Genomic DNA, 21,110 nt, shown 5'->3' with positions numbered 1-21,110 from the left:
TTCTTGCCCGATCCCGCCTCATCGAACCGGGTTCGCGCACAGGCTCGAGGTCACTCCAGCTTGCGGCCGCCCCTCAAACCGGGGAAGATCTTTTTTCGGCCGCCGCTCTTATTCCTGCCGCCGGGCTCGCGCGTGGGTCGGTCGCTCTCATCCGGGTCGTCGCTGGACCAATGATCCGGGCCATCGGAGAGCTCCGCGCCGCGCGCGGGCTCGGAGCCACCCTCCCGATCCGGCGATCCATAACGGTGGCGCACGCCGTAATTGTGTATCGAAACCATACCAATCTCCTGAGCCGATAAATGCCCTCACACAGCCGCGCAACCTACATCCGCGCCCCCTGAGAAAACCGCCCGCTCAGGGTATGGGGGCGCTATCAGAGTACGCAGCCGGGGCCCGGGCCGCCAGATTGATCCACATCATTCTGTATAGTGTTTTTGCAAGGGGACAGGGCTTGTCCGATTCATACTTGCTAAGGTGCGCAAGCCCACCGCCCCTCACAGGCTCGCCGATACACGCCGCCGAACGAGAGCCGGGATCAGCGGCGGCACTTACGAGGCAGTTACCATATGGACGATTCGACTCCGGTACCCAAGACCGATAGACGCCACCTGCAGCAAATCATTGCCGGATTGAGCGAAGGCGTGCTGCTGCTGGAACCGGACGGCTCGATCGTCTGGGCGAACGAGACTGCCCTCGAAATGCATGGGGCCGCAGAACTCGCCGACCTGGGCGCCGACGTCGCGGCCTACCGCAAGCGCTATGCGCTGCGCTATCGCAATCGCCACCCTCTGCGCCCGCGTCAATATCCCATGGCCCGCGTGCTTGCGCAGGAAGAATTCAGCGACGTGGTCGTGGAGGTCGAGCCCCGCAACGACCCCGAATTTCATCGCGTGCATCAGGTGCGCAGCCTGATACTGCGCAATGCCGGCGGCGAACCCGAATCGCTGGTGCTGGTCATGAAGGACGCCACGCAGCGCTTCGACGCCGAAGAGCGCTTCGAACTAACCTTCAGCGCCAACCCCGCTCCCGCACTGATCTGCCGGCTGGCCGACCTGCGCTATGTGAAAGTGAATCAAGGTTTCCTGGAGATGACGGGATACACCCGCGACGATGTACTGGGCCGTTCGACCTATGAACTCGACGTACTGGAAAACACCGCCGACAGGGATCAGGCCATCGCCTCTCTGAACGCCGGCACCACCATCGGGCAGACCGAGGCCACCATCAGGCTGCCGGGCGGCGCCAACAAGTTCGTCGTCGTCGCCGGCCAACCCATAGACGTGGGCGAAGAGGCCTGCATGCTGTTCACCTTCATCGACCTGGAGCCGCGCAAGAAGGTCGAAGACAGCCTGCGCCAGACCGAAGAACGTTTCTCGAAGGCCTTCCGGCTCGCTCCCGTGCCCATGGCGCTGGGTTCGCTGGACGGCTTCGAGTTCATGGAAGTCAACGACGCGTTCACCCAGACGACCGGATACGCAGCGCAGGACTTGGTAGGCCGGCCCAGCGAGGAACTGCCGATCTGGGCCAACCCGCAGGCTCACCGCCGCATGCAGGCGCTATTGGAACAAACAGGCAGCATCCGCAGCCACGAGATCCAGTTGAACACCAAAGATGGCGCCATGCTCGACTGCCTGGCCTCGGCCGAAGCCGTGAACATCCATGACCGGCCCTGTGTGCTGAGCGTTTTTCAGGACATCACCGAACGCAAGCGTTCCGAAGGCGAATTGATTTCGGCCATAGAGGCCGTCATGCAGGACACCTCCTGGTTCAGCCGCAGTATCATCGAAAAACTGGCGCAGATCCGCCGACCTCCCGCCAAGCCCGTCAATACCGCCGAACTCGAAGAGTTGACCGCGCGCGAGCGCGAAGTGCTGGGGCTGATGTGCGAAGGCATGGACGACCAGGAAATCGCCGACTTCCTGCACTTGTCGCGCAATACCGTGCGCAACCACGTGTCCATGCTCTACACCAAGCTCGACGTGCACCGGCGCGGCGCGGCCATCGTCTGGGCCCGCGAACGCGGCATCACCGGGCATGGCTGGGATCTTCCGCCCACACGCACCAAGAAGCGCGACGCGTAACCATGGGCCACAGCCCGCGGCCGAAGGCCGGCGCACATTACGTAACACACCCAACAAAAAGAAACGTCAAAAAATACTAGTGCATCTAGTGCGGCACAGCCTTCCGCGCCGTGGCACTCATCCGTACAGTTGACACATCCCCGAACCGAGGCAGCGGCCCCGAACCCATCGGCCGCCAAGCTCCGGTTGCGGCGGATCACGCGTCTCAACTCACCAGGAGTGCAACATGGACAGCGATCGCATCAAGGGCACGGCCAAAGAAATAAAAGGCTCCGTCAAGGAAACCGTCGGCAAGGCCACCGGCAATCACGATACCGAAGCACGCGGCAAGGCCGAGAAGGCCGTGGGCAAAGTGCAGCGCAAAGTCGGGGAAGCCAAAGACGAAGTGCGCGACGCGCTCGACAAGCGCTGACGACCCGCGCGAGAGGTGCGGGCGCGGGCGTCCGCTCTCGCGGCTACTACGATCGTTATTCCAGGAGCAAGAAATGCATCCCAAGAACCCATACATCGTGAAGCCGCTGGCCGCGGCCGCTCTGCTGTACATCGCGGACGCGAAGAGCCGCTACGGGCAGTGAGTGCATGGGCCGCCGCGTCGCTGCCACAATGCAGCAATGCCGAAATGCCGAAATGCAGCAAGCGGCGGCCCATTGAATCCACACGTCGAACGCTTATCGATTCAGACGCTGGCCGGTATCCCAAGTTCTGTATTTGCTGATCGTTGACCAGCCGAACGGAGCAGCGGATGGCCGGACAGCCGCAAACCAAAAGGGTGAGCCATGACCAGCGATTTGATCCCATTCGTTCTGTATGCAGCCGGTGCCATGCTGATGGCGCTAGTGCTGGCAATAGCCTGGAATGACCGCGATATCGGCATCGTGCCCTCGCCAGCCGCGGGCAGGCACCGGGCTTCCGGCCAGATAGCCCGCTTCAGATCCCAGGCGGGGCGGGGCAGGCGCCATATGACCCCCCCATATCGATGGTGAACGCGCCAGCGTGCGGCGCCCGCCAGGCTCACCAAGCGTCGGCAGGGATCAATCAAGCCCTCTGGACGCCGGCAGGCGCCCTCACTCCCTCTTAAGGCACCTTGGCCAGCCAGGCTTCGGTGCCGAATTTTTCCCCGATCAGGCGCTCGGCCGCCGCCAATTCGGTCGGAGACAAGGCGCTGGGGCTCAAGCCATTGCGGCGGCGAAAGGTATCTACCATGCGGCTTATGATTGTCTCGCGCGGCAGGCCAGTCTGGCTGTGCAGCGGATCGACCCGCTTGGCCACTGACTGGATACCCTTGTCGGACAATTTTTCGCGTCCTATGCGCAAGACCTGCAGCATCTTCACTGCATCGATGTCATAGGCCATGGTCACATGATGCAGCACGGCGCCGCCCCGGCGCGCCTGCGCGGCACCACCGATCTTGCCGCCCTCCGAGGTGATGTCGTTCAGGGGTTGATACCAGGCCTTGATGCCCAGCTCGCCCAGCGCCTCCAGCACGAACGCATCCATATAGGCGTAGGCATCGCGAAAACTCATGCCCGCCACCAGCGACTCGGGCGCGTAGATTGAATAAGTGATGGTATTGCCGGGCTCGATGAACATCGCACCCCCGCCGCTGATGCGGCGCACGACCTGTATGCCGAGCTGGCCGGCAGCAGCGGCGTCGACCTCGTTCCTGAGCGACTGGAAGATCCCGATCACCACCGCGGGCGCGGCCCACTCCCAGATGCGCAGGGTAGGCGCGCGCCGCCCCGCCGCCACCTCCTCCAGCAGTACCTGATCCAAGGCCATATGCTGCAAAGGCATTTGCGGCGCGTCGTGGATCAGCTGCCAATCGTGGTCGGCCCATTCGCTGCGTTTCGTCTCGCCGCTCATGCCAGCGCCCTTTGCACGACCACCGCAATACCCTCGACCGTGATGCCGTACATGACGACATCCGGCCCCAGCGCGGCCCGCACCGCCGCTTCCAGCGCCGTCGCGCCTGCATCGCTCGGCAGGCCGACCAGCGCCGCATTGATCGCATCCAGGACTTCCGGGGGCTCGAGAAAAAAGTCACCCGACAATTGCACGTCCCGCAGCCGGCCCTGCGCCACACGCAGGTCTACCACCACCAGCTTGCCGCCGGGAATCTTGTATTCCCCATGCCGCAGGGCCTCAACGCCTGTGTCATCCTGCCTGATCATCGCTCTTGGTTCCGTCCAACACACCCGCGCCGTCGACACCGACGGCAATACTGTGCATTATGAGCGCTATTGCCACTGGCCGGCGACATACCCATGCCGAGATCGATGAAGCCCCAAACAGGCAAAGAAAAACCCGCCGCAGTCTCGTGCTTGCACGATGCAGGGCAGGTTCGGTTCGCTATCGTTCAGCAATGATGGAAATTCCTGGCAAGGGCTCGTGCATTGTGAATGGCTGGATGTATAACTGACGCCACCTCAGTGACGCCACCTCAGAAAATGCATCGATTTCCCTAATTTTCGCGTCCTGCGCTGATTGTGGCGGAGGTGTGAATTTCCGCCTTTTTATCTCGACGCCCACTCCCACCAATTCACCCAGAGATATGAATTTCATACGCTCATCTGTGCGCCGCCCATCTACGCCGCTCATCTAAATAGGTGCCAGCACCGGGCCGATAGGCGTTCCGGCTTTTCGCCCCGTCGGGCTCGGTGTTAGCGTAAGAGGTCAAGCTGGAGAATGTTCAGCGCGGGTCACGGCCAAGTGCAGGCCTGCGCCGTTGATCACGGCCAGCAAGGTTTTGATGGTGGGGTTGCCCTTGGAAGACAAGGCGCGGTACAGGCTTTCGCGTGGAATACCCGCTTTCTGGGCCACATTGGCCATACCCTGGGCCTCGGCCACATGACGCAAGGCAGCCAATAGCGCGGCCTGCCCGCCGGGCTGATCGATTTCATCCAAAGCCGCTGCCAAGTACTCGTCCACAAATTCGGGATCGTCGCGCAGCATGTCGATGACCGTCTCGTCATGGGGGCGGCTTGTTGGGGTACGGTGTGTGGTCATGATGATTTTTCCCGGTCTTGCCAGTCTTTCCAGTAAGAAATGGCTGCGTCGATATCGGCTTGCTGCTTGCGCTTGTCGCCCCCGGCCAGCAACAGAATGAGGCGCCGTCCGGCCTGAGCGTAATACACGCGGTAGCCGGGCCCCCAGTCGATGCGCAATTCCCACACGCCGGAGGCCAAGGGCTTGCAGTCGCCGAAGTTGCCCGCCTCCATGCGGTTGATGCGCGTCAGGATGCGCGCACGGGCCCGCCGATCAACCAATGCAAGCAGCCATTCCCTGTAGGGGCCTTTCCCTTCGGAATTGAGGTACTCGATTGCCTGGTACATTTTTGTGTATTATACGTTACAAAACCATCAACGGACAGCCTCTTCTTCACCTGAAGCCATCGAAAGTAGTCGCGCACAGGCCCCGCGCATGGACACTACGTTACTTATCCGCAGCGCTCCCAGGTAGTCGCCCCAGGCCTGCATCATCTTGGCTCTCGGCTTCAGATACAAGCATCATTGTCGGCCGCTCGGCAAAGTCGTTGGCCACGGCGTAGCGCATGACCTGACTGCATTTCTGCAACTAGCGCTCGGCGATGTTCAGGGTTCTACGCTTCTCGATAGCCTTGGTGCAGCCGTTTTTCCTTCGGCTTGGCCTGTCGGGCGGCTATATCCGATAGCTTCATGATGGTATCTCGCGTGACGGTATTTCCATATACCGTCAAAAATACCGTTCTATGATGGTAAAAAAGCCCGCAAGGCCAATAACCATGCGGGCTTTTTATACGGTAGTAGACTGCTGTAGACTAATTCCTGGCGGACAAGGGGGGATTCGAACCCCCGATACGCTATTCACGTATACACGCTTTCCAGGCGTGCGCCTTCAACCACTCGGCCACCTGTCCTTGCCTGCGCATTTTCCGGGAAAACGCGCGAAGTCCGCTATTCTAACAGAATCCGCCCTTATCCAGGCCCCAGGCCTCGGCGGGGTGCGGCTCAGGCCGGGATGGCCGTGGTTGCCATCATCCGCTCGACGTAGCGGGCGATCATGTCGATTTCCAGGTTGACGGCGCTGCCGGGCTTCAGGTGCTTGAGGGTGGTGACCTGCACCGTGTGCGGAATCAGGTTGATGCGGATTTCGCAGCCGCGGGCATGGTCGTCGACCTGGTTCACGGTCAGGCTCACGCCGTTGACGGTAATCGAGCCCTTGTAGGCCAGATATTTGGCCAGCTGGGCCGGCACGTCGATGCGCAGATCCCAGGATTCGCCCACGGGTTTGAAATGCGTGACGGCGCCCAGGCCGTCGACGTGGCCGGACACCAGATGCCCGCCCAGGGCGTCGCCCAGCTTCAGGGCATGCTCGAGGTTGACCTCGCCGGGTGCGTCCAGGCCCACGGTGCGGTTCAGGCTTTCGCGTGAAACGTCGACTTCGAAGCCGTCTTCGCGCAAATCGACCACGGTCATGCAGGCCCCCTGGATGGCGATGGAGTCGCCCAGCCGGCTATGTTCCAGGGGCAGTTCCGGTGCCCTGATGCGCAGGCGCACCCCGGCATCCGCCCTGTCCGCGCGCAGCGGCTCGACCTTCTCGATGAGGCCGACGGCGGCCACGATACCTGTAAACATATTCGTCATCCTGTGTGGCCGGGAACGCAGTGCGCGGCCCGCTACTGATACCGGCCCGGCATCGCGCAGCGGCGAAATACCAATGGCCTAAAAACCTTGCTGCCCAGGGCAAAATATAGCATTGCCGCAGCGCCCTAATCACTGTGCGCGGGTGGGCGGGCACAGCCGGGCTCAGGCGAGTCGCCGCGTCCATGGTCGCTGCGCACAGTGACGAGTTTGATGATCTCTGGCGACCTCAATGCCACTACGCATAATCGCCGCGCGCTGATGGGTGCGATAGCCTGTGCGGCATGTGCAACGATGTTTGCGCGGCGGCACTTATGAATGGGAAATGACACGAATGGGAAATGACGCCGCGCCGCTAGACGCCTGGGCCGGCGGGGGGCTGCACGCAGCGCAGCAGCTCGCGCCAGTTCTGCGTCACGCGCGCGCGGATGCGCAGGTCGGGCGCCAGAGGCGTGGCCTCGAAGAACTCGAAGCGCCGGGCATCGTCCAGGTTTTGCAGGGCAGGCAGCCGTGCCATGGGCTGGGCATCGCCCAGCAGCACGGGCGCCATGTACAGCAGCAATTCGTCGACGCAGCCCGATTGCAGCAGCGCGCCGCTGAGCTTGGATCCGGGCTCGGCGTGGACTTCGTTGACGTCGTGTTCGCCCATCCAGCGCAGCATGGCGGCCAGGTCGACACGCAAGTTGCCGTTGGGCGCCTCGGGCCGGCTCGGCACCGAGGGCAGGACGATGACGCGGGCGTTGCGCGCTTCCAGGCGCCGGGCCTTGGCCGCGTCGTCATGGCAGGTGAAGATCCATACCGGCCCGCCATCGAGGATGCGGGCGTCTTCGGGAGTTTCCAGGCGGGTGTCGACGATGGCCCGGATGGGCTGGCGCGGTGTCGGAACGTGGCGCACATTCATCTGCGGATTGTCGATGCGCACGGTGCCCGAGCCAGTCAGAACCACGCAGCTGCGTGCCCGCCAATGATGGCCGTCGGCGCGCGCGGCGGGGCCGGTGATCCATTGCGAGGCGCCATTGTGCAAGGCACTGCGGCCGTCCATGGAAGCGGCCAGCTTGAGCCACAGCCAGGGCGTGCGGCGGGTCATGCGCGCGACAAAGCCGGGGTTGAGCGCCAGGGCTGCTTCGGCGCATACCGCGGCGCTGACCGGGATGCCGGCCGCCCGCAAGCGGGCCAGCCCCTTGCCACCGACGAGGGGATTAGGGTCGGTCATGGCGACCACCACGCGCGCCGGGCGCGCGGCGATCAGGGCGTCGACGCAGGGAGGCGTGCGGCCATGGTGGCTGCAGGGTTCCAGCGTGACATAAACCGTGGCGCCGGCGGCGCTGTGCCCACGGGCCTGCATGTCGCGCAGCGCCATGACTTCGGCATGCGGGCCGCCCACGGCCTGGGTGGCGCCCTCGCCCAGCACCTGTCCGTCGCGCACGATGACGCAGCCGACGCGGGGATTGGGCGCCGTCAGGTACAGCACGCTCTCGGCCAGGCCGATGGCCCGGCGCATCCAGTGCGCGTCGTTGGAATCGGCTGAGACTTCGGGCGGCCGGGCGGACGCGCTCATGGCTTGCCCGGCACCTTCATTTCGTCGATGGCCTTGACGAATTCGCCTATGTCTTCGAAGCTTTTGTAGACCGAGGCGAAGCGCACGTAGGCGACTTGATCCAGCTTCTTGAGTTCGGCCATGACCAGATCGCCGATATGCCTGGATGTGATCTCGCGCCGGCCGCTGGTAAGAATACGTTCTTCGATGCGGGCGACGGCGGCATCGACCGCCTCGGTGCTGATGGGGCGCTTGCGCAGCGCCAGGCGCAGGCTGTCGCGCAGTTTCTCGCCGTCGAACTCGCTGCGCGTGCCGTTGCGCTTGACCACGGCCGGCATTGCCAGCTCGGCACGCTCGTAGGTGGTGAAGCGGCGGTCACAGGCGGTGCAGCGCCGGCGCCGGCGTATGGTGTCGCCTTCTTCCGAGACGCGCGAGTCGATGACCTGGGTCTCGAGGCTACCGCAGAACGGGCATTTCATGGTGCAAGCAGGCCCGGGCATGCCGGGCCTGTCCTGTGGTCAATGGTACATCGCAAAAGATATACCATTCAGCGCATCAGCGATAGACGGGTAGACGCGAGGTCAGCTCGTGCACGCGTGCGCGCACGGCGGCGATCGACGCCTCGTCTTGCGGCTTGTCCAGCACATCGGCGATCAGGTTGCCGGTGAGTTCGGCCTCGGCTTCCTTGAAGCCGCGCGTGGTCATGGCCGGGGTGCCCAGGCGGATGCCGCTGGTGACGAAGGGCTTTTCGGGGTCGTTGGGGATGGCGTTCTTGTTGACCGTGATGTGAGCCTGGCCCAGCGCCGCCTCGGCGGCCTTGCCGGTAATGCCCTTGGCGCGCAGGTCGACCAGCATGACGTGGCTTTCGGTGCGGCCCGAGACGATGCGCAGCCCGCGCTTGACCAGGGTGCGCGCCAGCACGTCGGCGTTCTTGGCCACCTGCGCGGCGTATTCCTTGAATTCCGGGGCCAGCGCCTCTTTGAAGGCCACGGCCTTGGCGGCGATCACGTGCATCAGCGGGCCACCCTGGATGCCGGGGAAAATGGCGGAATTGATCGCCTTTTCGAATTCGGCCTTCATCATGATGACGCCGCCGCGCGGGCCGCGCAGCGACTTGTGGGTGGTGGAGGTGACGAAGTCGGCATGCGGCACGGGGTTGGGGTAGGCGCCGCCGGCCACCAGGCCCGCGTAGTGGGCGATGTCTATCATCAGCAGCGCGCCGTTGTCGTGGGCGATGCGCGCCATGCGCTCGAAGTCGATGCGCAGCGCGTAGGCCGAAGCGCCGCCCACGATGAGCTTGGGCTTGTGCTCTTTGGTGAGCTGCTCGAGCTGGTCGTAGTCGAGTTCTTCCTGGGCGTTCAGCCCGTAGGAGATGAAGTGGTACAGCTTGCCCGAGGCATTGACCGGGGAGCCGTGGGTCAGGTGGCCGCCCTCTGCCAGGCTCATGCCCAGCACCGTGTCGCCGGGCTTCAGCACCGCCATGTACACGCCCTGGTTGGCCTGCGAGCCCGAATTGGGCTGCACATTGGCGGCCTCGGCGCCGAACAGCTGCTTGAGGCGGTCGATGGCCAGCTGCTCGACGATGTCCACGTATTCGCAGCCGCCGTAATAGCGCTTGCCGGGATAGCCTTCGGCATATTTGTTGGTCAGCTGCGAGCCCTGCGCCTGCATCACGGCCGGGCTGGTGTAGTTTTCCGAGGCGATCAGCTCGATGTGCTGTTCCTGGCGGACATTTTCTTTCTGAATCGCGGCCCAGACATCAGCATCGACTTTATCGAGGGTAAGTGAGCGGTCAAACATGTGGCATCCTAGATTGGCGGTATGGCGGAAAGCAAAGAGAAGAATTTTAGCGCGAACCGCAAGCCGGCCACAGGCAAGCGCCTCGAATTCGCCACAAATGGCAGCTTTTCGGCCCATAACTCCGGCCAAACTGTGAAGGTTTCATGCCAATTTGCGGAATATTCATGCAAACAGGCCAGGGCACGGGCCGCCATCCGCGCCGCACCCCGTCCGGCCATGGCCGGCATGGCGCGCAGCTACCCGTGGCCGAGCTATGAACGCGCACACATGGCGGATATAAAAAGGGCCTCGCGACTACGCGAGACCCCTATGGCCCAGGGTATGGCCCGAGGCCGCGATGGCCCAGAGCAGGCCGATTCGGGCTATTTGCCGGCGCCGGCCAGGCGCGGGTTCAGCGTATAGGTGCCGGTCAGCGTGGCCTGCGCCAGCACGTGGCCCTGCATCGCCTTGAGCGCCTGGCCGCCGCTGAAGCTGCCTTCCAGGCCCAGGCTGGCAACGTCCAGCGCGTATACGGTGAATACATAATGATGCAGCAAGGCGTCGTTCCAGGGCGGGCACGGGCCGTCATAGCCGAAGTAATCGCCGCTCATGTCGCGGTCGGCGGCGAACCACGAGGTATAGTCGTTGATGCCCTGGCGCGCGCCGTTGGCGCCGACCGCGCCGCCTTTGCCGCGCGGGGTGATGCCGCTGGAATAAGCGCCCTCGGCGATTTCCGTGACCGATGGCGGTATATCGACCATGACCCAATGGTAGAAGTCGGCGCGCGGCAGGTCGGCCGGCACTTCACGCCCTTCCTGGTTGACGTCGTCGGGCTTGGTGGGCACGTCGGGATCGTGGCAGATCAAGGCGTACGACTGCGCCCCGTTGGGTGGTTCCGACCACGTAAGCTGCGGGTTGACATTATCAGACAGGGCTATGTGGGATGCCTCGTCGATCTTGCCGAAGGCATACCTCTGCGGGATGCTCTGCTGGTCGGTAAACGATGCACTGTTGAGCTTCATGGGTTCCCTCCTGAGATGATCGGATCAATAAGGCACGGGCTCACATCAATGTAACCCTGGCGAACTTGCGCTTGCCCACCTGCACCACGTAGGTGCCGGCCGGCAGCATCAGCGCCTTGTCCTCGATGCGGTCGCCGTCGACGCGCACGCCGCCCTGCTCGACGTTGCGCTGCGCTTCAGAGCCTGAGGCCACCAGCCCGGCTTCGCGCAGCACCTTGAGTATGCCCAGCGGCGCCGCACCGAGGCTGACCTCGGGCATGTCTTCCGGGATGGCGCCGTCGCGGAAGCGCGCTTCGAAATCGGCCAGCGCATCCTGCGCCGCCTTCTGCGTATGGAAGCGGGCGACGATTTCCTGCGCCAACATAACTTTAGCATCGCGCGGGTTGCGTCCCTCTTTTATTTGTTTCTGCAGCAGCTCGATCTCGTCGAGCGAGCGGAACGACAGCAGTTCGTAATAGCGCCACATCAGCGTGTCCGAGATCGACATGAGCTTGCCGAACATGGACGAAGGGCTCTCGGAGATGCCGATATAGTTGCCCTTGGACTTGGACATCTTGTCCACGCCGTCGGTGCCCTCGAGCAGCGGCATGGTCAGCACGCACTGCGGCTCCTGGCCGTATTCCTTCTGCAGCTCGCGGCCCACCAGCAGATTGAACTTCTGATCGGTGCCGCCGAGTTCCAGGTCGGCCTTGAGCGCGACCGAGTCGTAGCCCTGCATCAGGGGATACAGGAATTCGTGCACGGAAATAGGTATGCCGCCTTTGTAGCGGCGCGTGAAGTCTTCGCGCTCCATCATGCGCGCCACGGTGTAGCGCGAGGCGAGCTGGATCATGCCGCGCGCACCCAGCGGATCGCTCCATTCAGAGTTGTAGCGGATTTCGGTGCGCGCGGCGTCCAGCACCAGGCTGGCCTGCGCGTAATAGGTCTTGGCATTTTCCTGGATCTGCTCGGCCGTCAGCGGCGGGCGCGTGACGTTGCGCCCGCTGGGGTCGCCGATCATGGAGGTGAAGTCGCCGATGAGGAAGATGACGGTATGGCCGAGATCTTGCAGCTGGCGCATTTTGTTGAGCACCACTGTGTGGCCCAGGTGGATGTCGGGCGCCGTCGGATCCAGACCCAGCTTGATGCGCAAGGGTACGCCGGTGGCGCGGCTGCGGGCCAGCTTGCGGGCGAACTCGGCTTCGACCAGCAATTCGTCGCAGCCTCTTTTGGCGATGCGCAGATCGGCTTGGACTTCCGGGGTGAGCGGGGATTCGGGGGACGACATGAGGAACCGTAAACAGGAATTGGAAAAAATGCTCGAAATTTCAAGCATATTACGTTAGGATAGCGTGCTAATGGAATCGCTGCATCTGGGCTTGCCGCGCCGCGGCTTCCAGGCAGGATATTATCAGAGCGCTTGCTGCCAGGCCGCAGACCGGCGCCAGCTTCCGGGGAAACCCGGACGCGCAAGTTTCCACCACATCACCTAGGCTTTACTTTATGTTCAAAAAAGGGACGCTATCTCATCCCTCCGCGGGGACTCATCCCGCCCATCACTCCAGCTTCCTGTACATCCGTAACGGTTTCGTGGCTCTTACGCTCGGGCTGTTCGTCGCGGCCGCCGCACTGGCCATCGTCAAGCCCGGCAGCGACGACGGCACCATGCCGCTGGTGCATGCCGTGCGCCGCACACTGGCACTGCCCGAACCCTTTCCCGCGCCCGCCGCCAAGTTCGACCAGCCTTTCGTCAACGAAACCCAGATCCACACCGGCGACACGCTGGCGGCCCTGCTGCAGCGCCTGCACATACAAGAACCCGGGCTGCAAAAGTTCCTGACCTACGACAAGAACGCCCACTCCGTCCACATGCTCATGCCCGGGCGCAGCATGCAGGCCGCGGTAGACCGCGACGGACACCTGGTTTGGCTGCGCTATAACCACACCCCCGGCGCCAGCGCAGGCCAGCATTATGTCGCCAAGTGGCTCAACGTCGAGCCCGACGGACACGGCGGCTTCATCGCCCACGAGTCCAACGAGCCGGCAACACTGCAGGTGCGCATGGCCGAGGGCACCATCGACAGCTCGCTGTATGCGGCCACGGACGCCGCCGGCATCCCCGACGACATTACCCAGCAGATGACCGACATCCTGGGCAGCAAAATAGATTTCATCAAAGACCTGCGCGACGGCGACCGCTTCCGCGTCATCTACCAGTCGTATACGCACAATGGTGCCGAGGTGGGCAGCGGGCGCGTACTGGCGCTGGAATTCATCAATCGAGGCCATCCCTACGAAGCCGTGTGGTTCGCCGACCAGAGCGGCCACGGCGCCTATTATGGATTCGACGGCCGCAGCCTGAAGGGCGCCTTCCTGCGTACCGCGCTGCAGTTCACGCGCATCAGCTCCACCTTCGGCCGGCGGCTGCATCCGCTGCACCGCAAATGGGCCAAACACGAGGGCGTGGATTACGCCGCCCCCAAGGGCACGCCCATACACTCCACCTCGGATGGCACGGTGGAATTCATAGGCCGGCAAAACGGCTACGGCAACGTCATCATCATCCGCCACGGCAAGCATTACTCCACGCTTTATGCTCATCAAAGCCGCTTTGCTGCGGGCCTGAAGCGCGGCGCCAAGGTGCAGCAAGGCCAATTGATCGGCTACGTGGGCGCCACCGGATGGGCCACGGGCCCGCACCTGCACTACGAGTTCCGCGTCGACGGCCGTCCGGTCGACCCGTTGTCCGTCAAGCTGCCCATCGCGCGCGCCCTCGAAGGCCGCCAGCTGGCAGCCTTCGAACACAAGGTTGCGCTCTACCGCCAGCACATCCGCATGCTGGCCGAGCTGCAGCGCCACGACATTCAGGTGGCCAGCCGCTAGGAGGCCCTAGCGTGCCAGTGCCAGTGTTCGGCTTGCCGCAAGCCATGAACCCCCGGACACGGAGTCGGCCATGAGCCAGGAAGTCTTATACATAGGGTTGATGTCGGGCACCAGCACCGACGGCGTGGACGGCGTGCTGGCCAATCTGGCCGAAGCATGCCGTCCACAGATCCGGGCGCACGTGTCGCTGCCCATGCCCGAACGCCTGCGCCAGGAATTCCTGGCGCTGAACCTGAGCGGCCCCAACGAATTGGTGCGTGCCGCCAATGCCGGCAATCAGCTGGCCAGGCTGTATGCAGCGGCCGTACAGGAATTGCTCAAGCAAAGCGGCGTCACGGCGGCCAGGGTGCGCGCCATCGGCGCGCATGGCCAGACCGTCAGGCACGACCCGGCCGCGGGCTACAGCCTGCAGATCAATGCGCCGGCGCTGCTGGCCGAGCTGACCGGCATCGACGTGATTGCCGACTTCCGCGCCCGCGACGTGGCCGCCGGCGGCCAGGGCGCACCCCTGGTGCCGGCTTTCCACGAAGCCGTGTTCAGCGCCGAGGTGCCGCGCGCCGTGCTGAACCTGGGCGGCATCGCCAACGTGACCCTGCTGCACCCCGGCGAACCCGTGCGCGGCTTCGATACAGGGCCGGCCAATGTGCTGCTGGATCTGTGGTGCAAGGATCGCACTGGCAAGGATTACGATGCCGGCGGGCGCTGGGGCGCCAGCGGCCGCGCCGACCCCGGCTTGCTCGACGCCCTGCTGCGCAGCGAACCGTGGTTCGATGCGCCCCCGCCGAAATCCACTGGGCGCGACTTGTTCAACTACGCCTGGCTGGCCAAGCGGCTCGCGCCCTTTTCCGCGCTGGCCGACAACGATGTGCAGGCCACGCTGCAAAGCCTCACGGCGCGCACCGTGGCCGGGGCCATCAACCGGTACGCCCCGGCGACACAGGAAGTGCTGGTATGCGGAGGCGGCGCGCTGAACCGCGCGCTGATGCACGACCTTGAACAGGAACTGCGCCGCCCCGTATACCCCACGACGCGCATGGACGTGCCGGTGCAGCTGGTCGAGGCGCTGGCCTTTGCGTGGCTGGCGCAGGCGCATGAACTGCGCAAGCCCGCCGGGCTGCCTACGGTTACCGGGGCGCGGCACCGCAGCGTGCTGGGCTGCCGCTACCCGGCCTGAAGCCGGCTGACACCCCTCTACCCTATTGCAGGGCGCCCCGCCGGCCGGCCGCGGTACGCGCCCGCTTGAGCCCCCGGTTCAGGCCGAGAACGAAGAACCGCAGCCGCAAGTAGAGGCGGCATTGGGGTTGCGGATGACGAACTGCGCGCCTTCCAGGTCGTCTTTGTAGTCAATCTCGGCGCCCACCAGGTACTGGAAGCTCATGGGGTCGATGAGCAGCTGTACCCCGCCCTTGTCGACGGTGGTGTCGTCGTCGTTGATGGTTTCATCGAACGTGAAGCCATACTGGAAGCCGGAACAGCCGCCGCCCTGCACGAACACGCGCAGTTTCAGTTCGGGGTTGCCTTCCTCGGCCAGCAGATCCTTGACCTTGGCCGCCGCCGCATCGGTGAAGAGTATGGGCGAAGGCGGGGCTTGCAGATCGACGGTTTCAGTCGCGGTATTCATGTGGCACTACTCCAGTGCAAGCGACTTGCTTGCGCAAAACTTGTGGTGTTCAACAGCGCGGTCAGGGGCTGTCGGCCAGCGGCACATCGGCGCTGCCGGATGCCCGCAGCGTCTTGCCCTCGTAGATATCGAGCGTGACGGCACGCGGAATAAAGCCATCGGGCAGGCTCAACAAGCCCTGGCTGCGCTGGAATTGATCGAACTCAAGGGCAAGCGCACCAGGCTGCGCGCCCTGCCCGCCGGCGGCCTGGGCCGGCTCCAGGGTTATTTTAACCGTTTTGCCCTGCTTGAGCCCCGTGGCCACGAACTGCATCGTGCCCTTGAAAGGCGCATCGCTTGCGGCGTTGCGCATCAGCAGCACACGGTAGTGCAGCACCGGCCCCTGGGCCCGCACCTCGAAGGCGCGGATGCCGATACTGCCCTTGGGGCCGGGCGGCAGCAATTGGTCGTAGAACGCCAGGCGGTCGCGTGCCCGGGACAGTTCGTCCTGGGCCTGCAGCAGGCTGGACTCCAGGCCGCTGCGGGTGCTTTTTTCGACCGCGAGCTGGCCCTGCAGCAGATCGACCTTGGCATGCAGCGCCGCCAGATCCTGGGCGCCGCGCGCCACGCTCTGCTGGTATTGGGCCTGCAGGTGGACGTAATCGCGGCCGGCCTCGTGCCGCCCCCAAAGGCGCCCGGCCAATACGCCGCCGACCAGGCCTACGGCCAGGGCCGCCACGGCCGCCCGTGCGTACCGCCCCGTGGTTGCGGGGCGGATCGGGGCGGGCTTGGTGTCTTGCGTCATGGATGCACAGACCGGCCCGCAGCCGGGGAGTTCCCCGCCTGCGCGGCCATCAGGGCAGCACGGCCACGTGATCCAAGCCGGTGGATTCGGGCAGCCCGAACATCAGGTTCATGTTCTGCACGGCCTGGCCCGACGCGCCTTTGACCAGGTTGTCCTGGATCACCAGCACGACCAGCTGGTCGCCGCCGCCCGGGCGGTGCACGGCAATGCGCAGGTGGTTCGAGGCCCGCACCGAGCGCGTTTCGGGCAGGCTGCCCGCGGGCATGACGTCGATGAAGGCCTCGCCGGCATAGCGCTGCTCGAACAGGGCCTGGAAATCGGTGTCCAGGGCCTCGGGCAGGATGCGCGCATAGATGGTGGAGAACATGCCGCGGATCATGGGCACCAGGTGCGGCACGAAGGTCACCCCCAGCGCCTCGCCGGCGATGTGCTTGAGCTGCTCGAGGATTTCGGGGTGGTGGCGATGTCCGGCCACGCCATAGGCCTTGAAGTTGTCGCCCGCTTCGGAATAAAGGGTGCCGACCTCGGCCTTGCGCCCCGCCCCCGACGTGCCGGACTTGCAGTCCGCAATAATGTGGGTGGTGTCGACCAGGTGCTTGCCGCCCTCGATCAGGGGCGTCAGGCCCAGTATGACCGTGGTCGGGTAGCAGCCGGGGTTGCCGATGACCCGAGCGCCCGCGATGCGCTCGCGATTGATCTCGACCAGGCCATAGACCGATTCTTCGAGGATGTCGGGGCAGGAATGCGGCATTTTGTACCACTTCTCGAAGACCTGGGTGTCACGCAGGCGGAAATCGGCCGCCAGGTCGATGAGCCGCACGCCATGGCCCAGCAGCTCGCGCGCCTGGCTCATGGCCACGCCGTGGGGGGTGGCGAAGAACACCACGTCGCACTGATCCAGTGCGGCGCTGTCGGGGGTCTGGAAGCGCAGATCGACGCGGCCGCGCAGGTTGGGGAACATGTCGGCCACCGGCATGCCGTCTTCCTTGCGCGAGGTGATGGCGGTGAGCTCCACGTTCGGGTGCTGGGACAACAGGCGCAGCAGTTCCACGCCCGTATAGCCCGTGCCGCCCACTATGCCTGCCTTGATCCGAGGAGATGCCGCCGTCATGATGTTTCACCCAGAAAAATACGATATACGCTGAATATGCCCCGGGCCGCGGAGCCGCGGGCCCATACTTGATTATGCAACAAGCCCGCGGCTTGCGCAGGACGCGGCAGACAAATCGGCAACGCCCAAGTCGGGAATCCTGAAACTCCGAAGCCCCGCGGCGTCCTTGCCCTGTTGCACCGTTGCGTCGCCGCCCAGGGATAGCAAACCGAAAAGCAAAAACCCCGGCGCAAAGCCGGGGTTTTTGCATTCTTGCGAGACGCAGGGCCTCGCACCGCACAGCTTAGCGTTTGCTGAACTGTTTGCGGCGTCGGGCCTTGTGCAGACCGACTTTCTTACGTTCGACTTCGCGGGCGTCGCGCGTGACCAGACCGGCCTGCGACAGCGAAGGCTTGAGCGTCGCGTCGTAGTCGATCAGCGCACGGGTGATGCCGTGGCGCACCGCGCCGGCCTGGCCGCTTTCGCCGCCGCCATGCACGTTGACTTGAAAGTCGAACGACTCGAGGTGGCCGGTGAGTTCCAGCGGCTGGCGCACCACCATGCGGCCGGTCTCGCGGGCAAAGTATTCGTCGACGGGCTTGCCGTTGACAACGATGCGGCCCGACCCTTTCTTGAGGAACACGCGAGCCACCGAAGTCTTGCGGCGGCCGGTTCCGTAATTCCAGTTACCGATCATGAGCTATCCTTAGAATTCCAGCGGTTTGGGCTGCTGAGCCGTATGCGGATGCTCGGCGCCGGCATAAACCTTGAGCTTCTTGATCATGGCGTAACCGAGCGGGCCCTTGGGCAGCATGCCCTTGACCGCCTTCTGGATTGCGCGACCGGGGAAGCGCTGCTGCATCTTCTCGAAGTTGGTTTCCGTGATACCGCCCGGATAGGTCGAGTGACGATAGTATTTCTTGTCGTGCGACTTGTTGCCGGTAACGATGATTTCGGCAGCGTTGACAATGACGATGTAATCGCCGGTGTCGACGTGGGGCGTGAATTCCGGTTTGTGCTTGCCGCGCAGACGGCGTGCGACTTCGCTGGCCACACGACCGAGGACTTTGCCCTTGGCGTCAATCACGTACCAGTCACGCTGGACTTCATGCGGCTTGGCCACAAAGGTCTTCATGATGGTTCCTGATGAATGTTCGAAACGCGCGCCCGCCATATGAATACAGGCACGCACTGGTTTTCTCGCAGCTGGAAAGCCCCATCTAGGCGTTGTGTTCCGCCCGTACGCGACTCTTTCCAAGAACCCATGGGCCCGTGGCACATAGGCACAAATTCCGCTAGAAAGCCCACCATCATAGCATAATCTCTTGATTTTTCAAGCGGCTGCAAGCAAACGGGCACGTGGCTTTCGTCCCGGATCCGCCCGGCGCGCCTCCGAACCGCAGAGCCGGACATCTTCCAGATAGCGCATACACCCCACCACTTATCGGGATTTTGCAGCTTAAAGATTGAAAACACCGCCAAATTATCGTTTTCCACGGGTTTCAATCCGCTACGAATTGCGTGATAATCCGATCCTTGCCTGGCCCGAGGGGGCCCGGGCAGCGCAGGAATGCCGGGATACACCCATTCCCGCGTATTTCAAACTGAATACCAATACAAGGGCATTCACCATGCACAGCACTCGCAAGATCCTCCTGGCGTCGCTCATCGCCGCAGGCAGCCTTTCCGTGGCCCAGGCCGCCGACATCACCATCGGCATGGCCGAAGCGCTTTCCGGCGGCGCCGCCCAGTACGGCCACTCCATCAAGAACGGCTTCGAGCTGGCAGCCTCCGAGATCAACGCAGCCGGCGGCATCAACGGCAACAAAATCAAGCTCGTCGTCGAAGACGAACAGGGCAAGAAAGAAGAAGCCATCAACGTCTTCAAGAAACTGATCTTCCAAGACAAAGTCCTGATGATCTTCGGCCCCACGCTGTCGAACTCGGCCCAGGCCGCCGACCCGATCGCCCAGGCCGCCAAGACCGTGGCCTTCGGCACGTCCAACACCGCCGACGGCATCACTTCCATCGGCAACTATGTGTTCCGCAACTCCGTGACCGAAGCCGACGTGCTGCCGGTTACCATCAGCACCGCGCAGCGCAAGCTCGGCATCAAGAAGGTCGCGGTGCTGTACGGCAACGACGACGTCTTCACCAAGAGCGGCTACGACAACTTCAAGAAGGCGCTGGCCGACCTGAAGGTTCCGGTCACCGCCACGGAAACTTTCGCCAAGGGCGACGTCGACTTCAAGGCCCAGCTCACCAAGATCCAGAGCACCCACCCCGATGCCATCGTCCTGTCGGCGCTGCTGGCCGAAGGCGGCCCCATCATGGTGCAGGCCCGCCAGCTCGGCATCAAGCTGCCCTTCATCGGCGGCAACGGCATGAACTCGGTCAAGATCTTCGACCTGGCTCCGGGCGCCGCGTCCAACGACCTGTGGGTGGGCAGCCCCTGGTCCATCGACAACAACACGCCTGAAAACACCAAGTTCGTGGCCGCCTACAAAGCCAAGTACAATACGGCCCCCGACCAGTTCTCGGCGCAGTCCTACGACGCCATGCACATTGCGGCGCAGGCCCTGAAAAAGGTCAAGCTCACGGGCAACCTGGCCGCCGACCGGACGGCGCTGCGCGATGCGCTGCCCAACGTCAAATGGACGGGTGCCACCGGCGCGTTCGAGTTCACCCAGGCCAAGAACCGGGCGGGCAAGCCGGCTGGCTACGACGCCAAGCAGACTGCCATCATCAGCATGACGCATGACGGCAAGTACATCATCGAGAAATAAGCAATAGGCGCCCGGCGCCGAGAACGCCGCCGCTACGGAAACCTGCATGCTGGAACAGCAATTCATCAATGCCCTGTCACTAGGGTGTGTATACGCCTTGTTTGCCCTGGGCTTCACGCTGGTTTTCGGCGTTCTCGGCATCATCAACCTGTCGCATGGCGCGGTCTTCATGGCCGGCGCCTATGCAGCGCTGTACGCCATCTCCACCCTCGGCCTGCCCCTGTGGGCCGGGCTGATCGTCTCCTTCGTCGCCGCCGGCCTGATCGGCGCGCTCATCGACCTGCTGGTGCTGCGCCCCTTGCGGCACCGCGGCGCCCCGCACCTTATCCCCATGATCGCCACCATAGGCATAGGCATCATCCTCACCAACGGGGCACAGGGCATATTCGGCGCCAACAACCTGCGCTTTCCGCAGGGCACAGTACCCGACCAGACACTGGTAATTGCCGGCATGCACATGACCGTGGTCGAAATCGGCATCATCTTCCTTTCGTTCGCCCTGATGGCGGTGCTGATGTATGTCATGCGCCGCACCCGCTTCGGGCGGGCGCTGCGCGCCGTCGCCGAATCGCCCAAGGCCGCCTGGCTGCTGGGCATAGACGTCGAACGCCTGTTCCTTACCACTTCTTTCGTGGCCGGCGGCCTGGGCGGCATCGCCGGCGTGCTGATCGGCCTGTACTCCAACGCACTCTATCCGCTGATGGGCGAACCCATATTGCGCAAAGGCATCGCCGTGGTCATTCTGGGCGGCCTGGGCAACATCCCCGGCGCCATGATAGGCGGCTTGTTCCTGGGTTTCTCCGAAGTCCTGTCGGTGGCCTATATCGGCTCCACCACGCGCGACGCGGTGGCCTTCGGCCTGCTGTTCCTGGTTCTGCTGCTGCGCCCGCAAGGGCTGTTCGGCAAAGTAGTGCAGCGCAAGGCATGAC

The 21,110-nt window shown here is 63.7% G+C and carries 22 protein-coding genes and 1 tRNA gene; 6 read left to right on the top strand and 17 right to left on the bottom strand.

Annotated elements, in window-relative coordinates; translation table 11 throughout:
- Positions 1-50: 50 nt before the first annotated feature.
- Positions 51-278 carry a hypothetical protein gene (locus CEY11_RS14960; RefSeq protein ID WP_088604200.1) on the bottom strand — a complete coding sequence of 76 codons (228 nt, stop codon included), beginning with the start codon at positions 276-278 and terminating at the stop codon, positions 51-53.
- A gap of 288 nt (positions 279-566) precedes the next feature.
- Here CEY11_RS14960 and CEY11_RS14955 point away from each other — a divergent pair, with 288 nt between their 5' ends.
- Both CEY11_RS14955 and CEY11_RS14950 read left to right on the top strand, forming a co-directional pair.
- Positions 567-2,081 carry a helix-turn-helix transcriptional regulator gene (locus CEY11_RS14955; protein WP_088604199.1) on the top strand — a complete coding sequence of 505 codons (1,515 nt, stop codon included), beginning with the start codon at positions 567-569 and terminating at the stop codon, positions 2,079-2,081.
- A 226-nt stretch (positions 2,082-2,307) separates the two neighbouring features.
- Positions 2,308-2,493 (top strand): CsbD family protein, encoded by a 186-nt coding sequence (locus CEY11_RS14950; protein WP_088604198.1) that lies wholly within the window; start codon positions 2,308-2,310, stop codon positions 2,491-2,493.
- Positions 2,494-3,155: 662 nt separating this feature from the next.
- Here the strand turns inward: CEY11_RS14950 and CEY11_RS14945 are convergent.
- The 11 genes from CEY11_RS14945 to tyrS form a co-directional block, all read right to left on the bottom strand.
- Positions 3,156-3,944, bottom strand: a complete 789-nt coding sequence (locus CEY11_RS14945; RefSeq protein ID WP_088604197.1) for a lipoate--protein ligase family protein — start codon at positions 3,942-3,944, stop codon at positions 3,156-3,158.
- Positions 3,941-4,252: a ubiquitin family protein gene (locus tag CEY11_RS14940; RefSeq protein WP_088604196.1), complete on the bottom strand. Its 312-nt coding sequence runs from the start codon at positions 4,250-4,252 to the stop codon at positions 3,941-3,943. The genes CEY11_RS14945 and CEY11_RS14940 overlap by 4 nt, the downstream gene beginning before the upstream one ends.
- 502 nt (positions 4,253-4,754) lie before the next feature.
- Positions 4,755-5,087, bottom strand: a complete 333-nt coding sequence (locus tag CEY11_RS14935; protein WP_088604195.1) for an addiction module antidote protein — start codon at positions 5,085-5,087, stop codon at positions 4,755-4,757.
- The gene (locus CEY11_RS14930; protein WP_088604194.1) at positions 5,084-5,413 is read right to left on the bottom strand and encodes a type II toxin-antitoxin system RelE/ParE family toxin; all 330 of its coding nucleotides are present in this window, start codon (positions 5,411-5,413) and stop codon (positions 5,084-5,086) included. The genes CEY11_RS14935 and CEY11_RS14930 overlap by 4 nt, the downstream gene beginning before the upstream one ends.
- Positions 5,414-5,885: 472 nt before the next feature.
- A tRNA-Ser gene (locus CEY11_RS14925) sits at positions 5,886-5,976 on the bottom strand.
- 91 nt (positions 5,977-6,067) lie between these two features.
- Positions 6,068-6,694, bottom strand: a complete 627-nt coding sequence (locus CEY11_RS14920; protein ID WP_088604193.1) for a riboflavin synthase — start codon at positions 6,692-6,694, stop codon at positions 6,068-6,070.
- 361 nt (positions 6,695-7,055) lie between these two features.
- Positions 7,056-8,258 (bottom strand): bifunctional diaminohydroxyphosphoribosylaminopyrimidine deaminase/5-amino-6-(5-phosphoribosylamino)uracil reductase RibD, encoded by a 1,203-nt coding sequence (gene ribD, locus CEY11_RS14915; protein ID WP_088604192.1) that lies wholly within the window; start codon positions 8,256-8,258, stop codon positions 7,056-7,058.
- Positions 8,255-8,716: a transcriptional regulator NrdR gene (nrdR, locus tag CEY11_RS14910; RefSeq protein ID WP_088604191.1), complete on the bottom strand. Its 462-nt coding sequence runs from the start codon at positions 8,714-8,716 to the stop codon at positions 8,255-8,257. Before nrdR ends, ribD begins: the two co-directional genes overlap by 4 nt.
- 76 nt (positions 8,717-8,792) lie before the next feature.
- Positions 8,793-10,037 (bottom strand): serine hydroxymethyltransferase, encoded by a 1,245-nt coding sequence (gene glyA, locus CEY11_RS14905; protein ID WP_088604190.1) that lies wholly within the window; start codon positions 10,035-10,037, stop codon positions 8,793-8,795.
- Positions 10,038-10,399: 362 nt separating this feature from the next.
- Positions 10,400-11,038, bottom strand: coding sequence for a YbhB/YbcL family Raf kinase inhibitor-like protein (locus CEY11_RS14900; protein ID WP_088604189.1), 639 nt, complete (start codon positions 11,036-11,038; stop codon positions 10,400-10,402).
- A 40-nt stretch (positions 11,039-11,078) separates the two neighbouring features.
- Positions 11,079-12,305 (bottom strand): tyrosine--tRNA ligase, encoded by a 1,227-nt coding sequence (gene tyrS, locus CEY11_RS14895; protein WP_088604188.1) that lies wholly within the window; start codon positions 12,303-12,305, stop codon positions 11,079-11,081.
- Positions 12,306-12,520: 215 nt separating this feature from the next.
- On the opposite strand from tyrS, the gene CEY11_RS14890 reads away from it, so the two are divergent.
- Together CEY11_RS14890 and CEY11_RS14885 are read left to right on the top strand one after the other, a co-directional pair.
- On the top strand, positions 12,521-13,900 hold the full coding sequence (locus CEY11_RS14890; RefSeq protein WP_088604187.1) for a M23 family metallopeptidase: 1,380 nt from the start codon (positions 12,521-12,523) through the stop codon (positions 13,898-13,900).
- Between the two features lie 70 nt (positions 13,901-13,970).
- Positions 13,971-15,074, top strand: a complete 1,104-nt coding sequence (locus tag CEY11_RS14885) for an anhydro-N-acetylmuramic acid kinase (protein WP_088604186.1) — start codon at positions 13,971-13,973, stop codon at positions 15,072-15,074.
- A 78-nt stretch (positions 15,075-15,152) separates the two neighbouring features.
- Here the strand turns inward: CEY11_RS14885 and erpA are convergent, their stop codons facing one another.
- The 5 genes from erpA to rplM form a co-directional block, all read right to left on the bottom strand.
- Positions 15,153-15,521 carry an iron-sulfur cluster insertion protein ErpA gene (erpA, locus tag CEY11_RS14880; protein ID WP_088604185.1) on the bottom strand — a complete coding sequence of 123 codons (369 nt, stop codon included), beginning with the start codon at positions 15,519-15,521 and terminating at the stop codon, positions 15,153-15,155.
- Between the two features lie 61 nt (positions 15,522-15,582).
- A complete protein-coding gene (locus tag CEY11_RS14875; protein WP_088604184.1) occupies positions 15,583-16,305 on the bottom strand; it encodes a DUF6776 family protein in 723 nt (240 codons plus the stop codon).
- A 49-nt stretch (positions 16,306-16,354) separates the two neighbouring features.
- Entirely contained in the window at positions 16,355-17,416 is a 1,062-nt protein-coding gene (gene argC / locus CEY11_RS14870) for an N-acetyl-gamma-glutamyl-phosphate reductase (protein WP_408608134.1), read from the bottom strand.
- A gap of 283 nt (positions 17,417-17,699) precedes the next feature.
- Positions 17,700-18,092: a 30S ribosomal protein S9 gene (rpsI, locus tag CEY11_RS14865; protein ID WP_088604182.1), complete on the bottom strand. Its 393-nt coding sequence runs from the start codon at positions 18,090-18,092 to the stop codon at positions 17,700-17,702.
- Between the two features lie 9 nt (positions 18,093-18,101).
- On the bottom strand, positions 18,102-18,530 hold the full coding sequence (gene rplM / locus CEY11_RS14860) for a 50S ribosomal protein L13 (RefSeq protein WP_088604181.1): 429 nt from the start codon (positions 18,528-18,530) through the stop codon (positions 18,102-18,104).
- A 496-nt stretch (positions 18,531-19,026) separates the two neighbouring features.
- On the opposite strand from rplM, the gene CEY11_RS14855 reads away from it, so the two are divergent.
- The gene (locus CEY11_RS14855; RefSeq protein ID WP_088604180.1) at positions 19,027-20,181 is read left to right on the top strand and encodes an ABC transporter substrate-binding protein; all 1,155 of its coding nucleotides are present in this window, start codon (positions 19,027-19,029) and stop codon (positions 20,179-20,181) included.
- A gap of 46 nt (positions 20,182-20,227) precedes the next feature.
- Positions 20,228-21,109 carry a branched-chain amino acid ABC transporter permease gene (locus tag CEY11_RS14850; RefSeq protein WP_088604179.1) on the top strand — a complete coding sequence of 294 codons (882 nt, stop codon included), beginning with the start codon at positions 20,228-20,230 and terminating at the stop codon, positions 21,107-21,109.
- The last annotated feature ends 1 nt before the right edge of the window (position 21,110 follow it).

Source organism: Candidimonas nitroreducens (assembly GCF_002209565.1).
Classification (GTDB): domain Bacteria; phylum Pseudomonadota; class Gammaproteobacteria; order Burkholderiales; family Burkholderiaceae_B; genus Candidimonas; species Candidimonas nitroreducens.
This window is presented reverse-complemented; position numbering and strand designations above follow the sequence as displayed.

Excerpts from the sequence above, each read along its gene's own strand:
- CEY11_RS14960 (WP_088604200.1), bottom strand. The coding sequence starts at position 278 with ATGGTTTCGATACACAATTACGGCGTGCGCCACCGTTATGGATCGCCG.
- CEY11_RS14955 (WP_088604199.1), top strand. The coding sequence starts at position 567 with ATGGACGATTCGACTCCGGTACCCAAGACCGATAGACGCCACCTGCAG.
- CEY11_RS14950 (WP_088604198.1), top strand. The coding sequence starts at position 2,308 with ATGGACAGCGATCGCATCAAGGGCACGGCCAAAGAAATAAAAGGCTCC.
- CEY11_RS14945 (WP_088604197.1), bottom strand. The coding sequence starts at position 3,944 with ATGAGCGGCGAGACGAAACGCAGCGAATGGGCCGACCACGATTGGCAG.
- CEY11_RS14940 (WP_088604196.1), bottom strand. The coding sequence starts at position 4,252 with ATGATCAGGCAGGATGACACAGGCGTTGAGGCCCTGCGGCATGGGGAA.
- CEY11_RS14935 (WP_088604195.1), bottom strand. The coding sequence starts at position 5,087 with ATGACCACACACCGTACCCCAACAAGCCGCCCCCATGACGAGACGGTC.
- CEY11_RS14930 (WP_088604194.1), bottom strand. The coding sequence starts at position 5,413 with ATGTACCAGGCAATCGAGTACCTCAATTCCGAAGGGAAAGGCCCCTAC.
- CEY11_RS14920 (WP_088604193.1), bottom strand. The coding sequence starts at position 6,694 with ATGTTTACAGGTATCGTGGCCGCCGTCGGCCTCATCGAGAAGGTCGAG.
- ribD (WP_088604192.1), bottom strand. The coding sequence starts at position 8,258 with ATGAGCGCGTCCGCCCGGCCGCCCGAAGTCTCAGCCGATTCCAACGAC.
- nrdR (WP_088604191.1), bottom strand. The coding sequence starts at position 8,716 with ATGAAATGCCCGTTCTGCGGTAGCCTCGAGACCCAGGTCATCGACTCG.
- glyA (WP_088604190.1), bottom strand. The coding sequence starts at position 10,037 with ATGTTTGACCGCTCACTTACCCTCGATAAAGTCGATGCTGATGTCTGG.
- CEY11_RS14900 (WP_088604189.1), bottom strand. The coding sequence starts at position 11,038 with ATGAAGCTCAACAGTGCATCGTTTACCGACCAGCAGAGCATCCCGCAG.
- tyrS (WP_088604188.1), bottom strand. The coding sequence starts at position 12,305 with ATGTCGTCCCCCGAATCCCCGCTCACCCCGGAAGTCCAAGCCGATCTG.
- CEY11_RS14890 (WP_088604187.1), top strand. The coding sequence starts at position 12,521 with ATGTTCAAAAAAGGGACGCTATCTCATCCCTCCGCGGGGACTCATCCC.
- CEY11_RS14885 (WP_088604186.1), top strand. The coding sequence starts at position 13,971 with ATGAGCCAGGAAGTCTTATACATAGGGTTGATGTCGGGCACCAGCACC.
- erpA (WP_088604185.1), bottom strand. The coding sequence starts at position 15,521 with ATGAATACCGCGACTGAAACCGTCGATCTGCAAGCCCCGCCTTCGCCC.
- CEY11_RS14875 (WP_088604184.1), bottom strand. The coding sequence starts at position 16,305 with ATGACGCAAGACACCAAGCCCGCCCCGATCCGCCCCGCAACCACGGGG.
- argC (WP_408608134.1), bottom strand. The coding sequence starts at position 17,416 with ATGACGGCGGCATCTCCTCGGATCAAGGCAGGCATAGTGGGCGGCACG.
- rpsI (WP_088604182.1), bottom strand. The coding sequence starts at position 18,092 with ATGATCGGTAACTGGAATTACGGAACCGGCCGCCGCAAGACTTCGGTG.
- rplM (WP_088604181.1), bottom strand. The coding sequence starts at position 18,530 with ATGAAGACCTTTGTGGCCAAGCCGCATGAAGTCCAGCGTGACTGGTAC.
- CEY11_RS14855 (WP_088604180.1), top strand. The coding sequence starts at position 19,027 with ATGCACAGCACTCGCAAGATCCTCCTGGCGTCGCTCATCGCCGCAGGC.
- CEY11_RS14850 (WP_088604179.1), top strand. The coding sequence starts at position 20,228 with ATGCTGGAACAGCAATTCATCAATGCCCTGTCACTAGGGTGTGTATAC.